We start from the raw sequence: 6,661 nt of genomic DNA on the forward strand, positions 1-6,661 counted from the left end.
CATGCACCGGCGGGTCCTGGCGGTGCTGCTCGTCTTCGCGACCGTCGCCGTCGTCGCCTTCGCCGTCCCGCTCGCCCTCGCCACCAGCGCCGGCCGTACCGCCGTCCTGGGAGCGAACCGGGAAGCCGACGCCCACCACTTCGCCACCCTCGCCGTCCAGACGCGCGCCCCCGACAGCACCGCCCTGCTCGACGAGGAGGTGACCCGCTACCACCGGCTCTACGACGAGGGCGTGCTCATCGTCGACGCGCGCGGCGCACCCCGCGCGAGCGCGGGCCTGACCCCGACCGACCCCGGTGTGCCGGAGGCGATCACCGCCGGTCTGCGCAACCAGAAACAGGGCATCGGCGGTCCGCTGACCCCGTGGTCCCCGCACCGGGTACTGCTCGCCGTGCCGGTGGGTACCGGCGCCCAGGTCGAAGGAGCCGTCGTCGTCGACGTGTCCACCGACGCCGCCCGCCACGACATCCGCACCTCGTGGCTGCTCATCGTCACCGGCGCAGCGGCGGCCCTCGTGCTCGTCACCATCCTCGCGACCGTCCTGTCACGGTGGACGGTCCGCCCGCTCACCGCGCTCACCGCGCGGGTCGCGGCGCTCACCGACAGCGTCCCGGCACTGCATCCACGCTCCCGCACCGGCGACACCACCGTCTCGGTCCGGTACCACGGCCCCCCGGAGGTCCGGGAACTCACGCAGGCCTTCGACACCATGTCCGAAGCCGTCCGCACGTCCACCCGCGCCCAGAAACAACTCATCGCCGACACCGCGCACCAACTCCGGAACCCGCTCGCCGCCCTGCACATCCGACTCGACTCCCTCGAACCGCACGTCGCCGCCGCCGGCGCGGAGACCTACCGGCGCACGGCCGTCGAAGTCGACCGGCTCGGCGGCATCCTCGACGGCCTGCTCGCCCTCGCCACCGCCGAATCACCCACCGACACAGCGGGCACCGAAGGACACGACGGGTGCGATGTCGGCGCCGTCGTCGCCGACCGCGTCGACGCCTGGTCCGAGGCCCTCGCCGAGGCCGGCATGACCGTCACCGTGGACGAACCGACCGGGCCGCGCCTGCACGCCTGTTTCTCCGCCGACCATCTCGCCCAGGTGCTCGATGTGCTGCTCAGCAACGCGAGCAAGTACGCCCGCGCGGCCACCGGGGTCCGCATCACCACCCGACACCACGACGGGACCATCCGGATCCGCGTCGAGGACGACGGCGCCGGAGTCGCACCCGATGAGCTCGGCGCCCTCACCTCCCGGTTCTTCCGCGGGTCCGGAGCCGACGGGCCCGGCACCGGCCTCGGGCTGTCCATCGCGGTCGCGCTCGTCGAGACCGGCGGCGGCACCCTCGACCTCGCCGCCGCCGACCCGCACGGACTGGCCGTCACCCTGACCCTGCCCGCCGACTCCCGCGCGGAGGCATCATGATCACCCGCCGTGATCTCCTGCGGTCCGTCGCGCTGCTGGCGGTGGGCGGAGTCGTCGCCGGCTGCACGCGCACCGGAGAGCGTGAGGAACTGATCCTGGCGGCAGGGGAGGAGGGTGGGTTCTTCTGGGAGTTCGCGGAACTCACTGCGGCTGCCGCGGACCGGGCGGGTCTTCCCGTCGTGATCGTGCCGGAACGCACGCCGGGGTCGGTCACCAATCTCGCCGCGCTGACGGCGGGGAATGCGGAGCTGGCGTTGACCCTCACCGATGTCGCGGTGCGCGCTTACGACGAGGGCGCGCGGTTCACGGCGATCGGACGGGTCTACGAGAACTACATGCAGTTGGCCGTGCGTGCGGACTCGCCGATCCGTGAGATCGCCCAGTTGCGGGGCGCACGGATCAGCCTCGGCGCTCCCGGATCGGGTGCTGAATTCACTGGCGAACGCATCCTCGCCGTCGCCGGGCTCGCCGAGCCGGGAGCCGTCACCCGGGTGCACCTGTCGATGGCCGACGCCGGTCGCGCGCTGGTGGACGGCGAGATCGACGCGGTGTTGTGGGCGGGTGGTGTTCCTACCCCGTCGTTTGCGAACCTGGGCGTGCCGTTGCGGCTGATCGATCTGTCCGTGCTCCTCGAACCGCTGCGGGCGCGATTCGGTTCGCGTTACGAACCGGTGCTCATCCAGCCCGGCACGTACGGGCAGCCGGACGCCGTCGCCACCATCGGCTTGGGCAACCTCCTGCTCGCCGGAGCCTCGGTGTCGGACGAGGCCGCCGCCGCACTGGTCGATCTGCTCGTCGACCACGCCTCCGAACTCGTGCCGGCTCAGGCCACCGGCAGCCAGTTCCTCGACCGGCAATCGCTGATCGTCACCGCCGATGTCCCGCTGCATCCGGGAGCGGTGGCCGCGTACCGGCGCCATCACGGCTGACGAGACGGGCGGACAGGGGAGAAGGGGCCCCTGAATCGTGCCGACCCAGGCACATATTGGGGTGGAAGGCATGCGCTGGTGTCGGCGGGATGCGGTGCGGAGATCGGGCTCGCCCTCGAAGTTCGAGGAGATCGGGACCGGATCGGCTGTGCAGGGGACATGCGCGGGGCACAATGGAACCGTTCACCTCTGTGTGCGTGAAATTCGTTGGCAGCCAACACGATTCATGGATAACGGTGATTATCCATCAGATGTGGAAGAGGCGAGAAGGGGCGATCGGTGGTCGCGGCACCCCGGGGGACGGGATGATCCCGCGCCACCAACATGCGCATCGTCCGCGCGATCTGCGGCGCGCAACGCGCACGCGACGACCACACGGTGCTGCCGCAACGCCGCATCGGTGAACCGTGGGTCGGTGCAGTGTGCGCGTCGCTGCGGCATGGCACCCGATGCATGAGCAGCCGAACGCGCGTCGAGCGGATCGGCGGCTCGATCCAGCACGGGCGCCGGCAGGCCGGTCGCAGTCCGGAGGTGGGCCGGACTCGAGCCAGAGGCCGAGTGACAGGTGGGGCCCATCGCATCGATCCGGGGCGAACCAGGGATCTCCGAACGCCTCGGACGCCCTGCCGCACCTGTCCGGAGGAGGTCCGGTTCCACTATAGTTAACATAATGTAAATTATCGGCAATTTGGATATGGGCGGTGACCTGGGGTTCGGCGCTGATAATCCCGATGCTGCCGAGTGACGTCCCTGATCCGCAGATTCGCGCCGTCGTCGCACGCACTGCATCGCGTCGTGCGCCGTGCCGTGCCGTCCGGCGCGCGTTGTTCCCTCCGTCTCGTGCGACGTGCGACGTGCGAACCGCGCCGCACGACGCGCTCCCGGCACTCGAGCTTGCCGCGCATTCGCCGTGCCCGGACTGGTCCGTGCCCGGCCCGGTCCGCCGCCTGGTGTCGGTTCGCTGCCTCGGACGCCCGATACGACCTTCCGGGCCCGCCACCCTCGCCCCCTGCCTGTCCGCCCGGCCGTCGTGAAAACGTCACGGTGACGTTTTCACGTGGTCTAGCGGGTCCCGCGGTGGACACCTATCTGCGTCGATATCATCGGCGCGGCAGTGACAACGCGATCCGGGAAGGTCGACCGTGACGCAACCACGGCTCCTGCGTTCCTGGGTGGTCTTCGCGATCAACACCGTCCCGTTCTATCTCTGGGGTGCACTCACCGACGGTGAATTCGACATCACCGGTGCGCGTCTGCCGGTCAGTGCGTTGATGTTCGTCTGCCCGGCACTTGCGGCCCTCGCCGCCGGCGGCGGGCGCGAGTCGGCCCGGCGGCGCATGTGCACGCTGCCGCGCGCGCTGTGGCTGATCGTCGCACTGTTTGTATCAGCTGCGCTGGTGCTGGTCGCATCCATCGTGGTCGCCGGTACCGGTCCGTCCGGCATCTCGGTCTCCCTCGTTGCGGCGGTGTGCGAGGAACTCGGGTGGACGGCGGACGCTCCTGGCGGCGAGCGGGATCTGCTCGCCTGTCGCGTCCGCGGTGGCCGTCGGGGTCGAGGGTGCGGACTCCCCTCCTCTGCCTCGGACGATAAACCCAGAAACGTCACAGTGACGTATTAATCTCGCCTCCCGTGCATTATGACGCTCGCCGCAACCGCCGCAACTGCGCGGACAGATAATCCCGGGCACGGCGATGACCACCGACCCGGACGAGTTCGTCGGCGAGCTCCTCGAGCAGTCGTGACAGCAGCTCCTCGTCGGGTGACCAGCCCTCGCGCTGCCGGCACCGGTCGAGCCATTCGACCGGCGCGATGTGTCTGCGGTCGGCGTTGCAGCGTCGGCACGCGGCGACCTCGTTGGCGGTGATGCTCGGCCCGCCCTTCAGGCGCGGCACCAGATGATCGGTGGTCGGGGTGATCAGCTGCCCGAACTCCCGTCCACACCACAGGCACCGCCCGTCCTGACGGTCCAGGGCGAGCGAGAGTCGGGTGACGCGGTCCATCCTCCGATCGTCGCCTATCGGCGCCGCCGTAGTCGCCGATGAGTCCGATCCGGTTTCCCGGAGACTGTTTCAGGGGCGTGCTTCGAGGACGAGGTTGAAGGGTGTTTCGGTGGCGCGGCGGAAGGTGCCGAATCCGGCTTCGGCCGCGACATCGGCGAGCCGTCGCTCCCCGGCCTGCGCGCCGAGCCCGAGCGCGACCGGCTGGTCGAGGGACGACGGGGTGCACAGCACCGTCGATGCGGCGTAGTACATCCGGCCGACCGGGTTGAGGTTCTCGGGCAGGCTGTCGCGGGCGAACGGTTCGACGAGCATCACCGCGCCGTCGTCGGCGAGCGCGCCGCGCGCGTACCGCAGTGCGCCGACGGGATCGCCCATGTCGTGCAGGCAGTCGAAGTAGCAGATCAGGTCGTAGTCGGATCCGGGGAAGTCGGTCGCCGAGGCGACGGTGAAGGTGGCGTTGTCGACGCCCTCCTCCGCGGCCAGTTCCGTCGCCCGCGCGATGGACGCGTCGTGGTAGTCGAAGCCGCGGATGGTGGACTGCGGGAACGCCTGCGCGAGCAGGGTCGTGGAGACACCGTGGCCGCAGCCGATGTCCGCGACGGTGGCGCCGGCGCGCAGTGTGTCGACGATCCCGTCGAGGGCGGGCAGCCACACGTCGACGAGGTTGGCGCGGTAGCCGGGGCGGAAGAACTGTTCGGTGCCGACGAACAGTTCGGGATCGTGTTCGTGCCAGCCGAAACCTTCGCCGTTGCGGACGCGTTCGGCGATGCGGCCGCGGTCCTTGTACACGGAGCCGATCAGGTGGAAGCCGCCGGCCAGGTAGACGGGGCTGTCCTCGCGGGCGAGGGCCATGGCGTGTTCCGGTGCCAGACTGAACGTTCCGGCGTCGGGATCGTAGGTGAGATAGCCGCTGGCGGTCTCGGCGGAGAGCCATTCGCGCAGATAGCGTTCGCGGATGCCGGTGCGGTCGGCGAGTTGTTCGCTGCTGACCGGGCCGGCTTCGTCGAGCGCGCGCCACAGTCCGAGTTCGGCGCCGATGAGCACCAGTGCGCCGTTCATGGCCGCACCCATGTCGACGACGAGTCGTCCGAGGGTCTGCTCGAGTCGTGCTTGGTCGGGTTCGTGCATCTCCGTGGTCATCACGCACCTCCTGGCGATGGGAGTACTCGCTCACGGTAGGTCGCGTGGCCGGTTCCGCGGCGACGGCTCGGGTTCGATCGGGTGTCGATCCGGGTGGCGGTGCGTAGCGGGAGGTCACGAACCGGGTGGTGGCGGGAGGATTCGGGGGTGCGTGGCGTGTTGCAGACAGCTACGCTTGTAGCAGACTGCAACATCAGGAGGCCGTCATGACGTCATCCACCGACAAGGTCACCCGCTTCGACGCCGAACTCGTCGACAGCGCCATCGCCGAGGGCGGCCGCCAGAACCGCACCGGACGCCAGCAACTCGAGTACTGGGCCCGCATCGGCCGCGCGATGACCGCCCACGAGACCGCCTCCCTGCACCGGGTGCACGAGGCGCTGGCCGGGACACGGGAGCTGAGCGAGCTCACCGCCGCCGAGGGACGGCTGTTCGACGCGGAGATCGATGCGCGCCTGGCGGACGGGCTGGCCCGCACCGACTACGCCGAGATTCTCGCCGCGCGTGGGGTCACCACGGTGGTGCTCGACGACGAAGGCCGGCTGGTCGAGCAGCGTCCCGACGGTAGTCGCCAGGTGCTCGACGACGCATGAGGCGTCTGGATCTGATCGTCGGTCCCAACGGTTCCGGCAAGTCGACGTTCGTCGAGTTGTCCCTCGCTCCCCTGCTGCCGCGCAGCGTGTTCGTCAATGCGGATGTGATCGCGCGGCAGCGCTGGCCCGACCGGGCGGAGGAGATGTCGTACGAGGCGGCGCAGCTCGCCGCGGCGGCGCGGGACCGGTTGCTGCGGCAGGGCCGGTCGTTCATTGCGGAGACGGTGTTCTCGCATCCGTCGAAGCTGGAGTTGATCGACCGCGCGCACGAGGTGGGGTTCACGGTGGTGCTGCACGTGATGCTGGTGCCCGAGGCGATGTCGGTGCTGCGTGTACAGCACCGGGTGGCCTCCGGTGGGCATGCGGTGCCCGAGGACAAGATCCGGGCGCGTTATCGGCGGTTGTGGCCGCTGGTGACCGAAGCGATCGGCCGCGCCGATCAGGCGTCGGTGTACGACACGGCGTCCGGGACCCCGGTGGTGGTGGCGCGGTTCGCCGGCGGGGTGCCGGTGGGTGCGGTGCGCTGGCCGGGATGGGCGCCGGCGGCGCTCACCGGGCTCGGCTGAGAG

At 70.1% G+C, this 6,661-nt stretch carries 7 protein-coding genes; 5 read left to right on the forward strand and 2 right to left on the reverse strand.

The window, feature by feature from the left end:
* Position 1: 1 nt before the first annotated feature.
* From ACQR3U_RS17935 to ACQR3U_RS17945, 3 genes are all read left to right on the forward strand, one after another.
* On the forward strand, positions 2-1,429 hold the full coding sequence (locus ACQR3U_RS17935) for a sensor histidine kinase (RefSeq protein WP_230811094.1): 1,428 nt from the start codon (positions 2-4) through the stop codon (positions 1,427-1,429).
* Positions 1,426-2,358: a TAXI family TRAP transporter solute-binding subunit gene (locus ACQR3U_RS17940; RefSeq protein ID WP_230811095.1), complete on the forward strand. Its 933-nt coding sequence runs from the start codon at positions 1,426-1,428 to the stop codon at positions 2,356-2,358. The genes ACQR3U_RS17935 and ACQR3U_RS17940 overlap by 4 nt, the downstream gene beginning before the upstream one ends.
* Positions 2,359-3,500: 1,142 nt before the next feature.
* On the forward strand, positions 3,501-3,977 hold the full coding sequence (locus ACQR3U_RS17945; protein WP_230811096.1) for a hypothetical protein: 477 nt from the start codon (positions 3,501-3,503) through the stop codon (positions 3,975-3,977).
* A gap of 16 nt (positions 3,978-3,993) precedes the next feature.
* On the opposite strand, the gene ACQR3U_RS17950 is transcribed toward ACQR3U_RS17945, so the two are convergent.
* Together ACQR3U_RS17950 and ACQR3U_RS17955 are read right to left on the reverse strand one after the other, a co-directional pair.
* Complete coding sequence (locus ACQR3U_RS17950) at positions 3,994-4,359, reverse strand: HNH endonuclease (protein ID WP_230811097.1); 366 nt, start codon at positions 4,357-4,359, stop codon at positions 3,994-3,996.
* A 69-nt stretch (positions 4,360-4,428) separates the two neighbouring features.
* Positions 4,429-5,499: a class I SAM-dependent methyltransferase gene (locus tag ACQR3U_RS17955; RefSeq protein WP_230811098.1), complete on the reverse strand. Its 1,071-nt coding sequence runs from the start codon at positions 5,497-5,499 to the stop codon at positions 4,429-4,431.
* Positions 5,500-5,705: 206 nt separating this feature from the next.
* Between ACQR3U_RS17955 and ACQR3U_RS17960 the strand changes: the two genes are divergently transcribed.
* Both ACQR3U_RS17960 and ACQR3U_RS17965 read left to right on the forward strand, forming a co-directional pair.
* Positions 5,706-6,092 (forward strand): TA system antitoxin ParD family protein, encoded by a 387-nt coding sequence (locus tag ACQR3U_RS17960; protein WP_006552789.1) that lies wholly within the window; start codon positions 5,706-5,708, stop codon positions 6,090-6,092.
* Positions 6,089-6,658 carry a zeta toxin family protein gene (locus ACQR3U_RS17965; protein ID WP_006552790.1) on the forward strand — a complete coding sequence of 190 codons (570 nt, stop codon included), beginning with the start codon at positions 6,089-6,091 and terminating at the stop codon, positions 6,656-6,658. The genes ACQR3U_RS17960 and ACQR3U_RS17965 overlap by 4 nt, the downstream gene beginning before the upstream one ends.
* Positions 6,659-6,661 lie beyond the last annotated feature (3 nt).

The organism is Rhodococcus sp. IEGM1339 (assembly GCF_050321925.1).
GTDB lineage: Bacteria > Actinomycetota > Actinomycetes > Mycobacteriales > Mycobacteriaceae > Rhodococcus > Rhodococcus pyridinivorans.

Excerpts from the sequence above, each read along its gene's own strand:
- ACQR3U_RS17935 (WP_230811094.1), top strand. The coding sequence starts at position 2 with ATGCACCGGCGGGTCCTGGCGGTGCTGCTCGTCTTCGCGACCGTCGCC.
- ACQR3U_RS17940 (WP_230811095.1), top strand. The coding sequence starts at position 1,426 with ATGATCACCCGCCGTGATCTCCTGCGGTCCGTCGCGCTGCTGGCGGTG.
- ACQR3U_RS17950 (WP_230811097.1), bottom strand. The coding sequence starts at position 4,359 with ATGGACCGCGTCACCCGACTCTCGCTCGCCCTGGACCGTCAGGACGGG.
- ACQR3U_RS17955 (WP_230811098.1), bottom strand. The coding sequence starts at position 5,499 with ATGACCACGGAGATGCACGAACCCGACCAAGCACGACTCGAGCAGACC.
- ACQR3U_RS17960 (WP_006552789.1), top strand. The coding sequence starts at position 5,706 with ATGACGTCATCCACCGACAAGGTCACCCGCTTCGACGCCGAACTCGTC.
- ACQR3U_RS17965 (WP_006552790.1), top strand. The coding sequence starts at position 6,089 with ATGAGGCGTCTGGATCTGATCGTCGGTCCCAACGGTTCCGGCAAGTCG.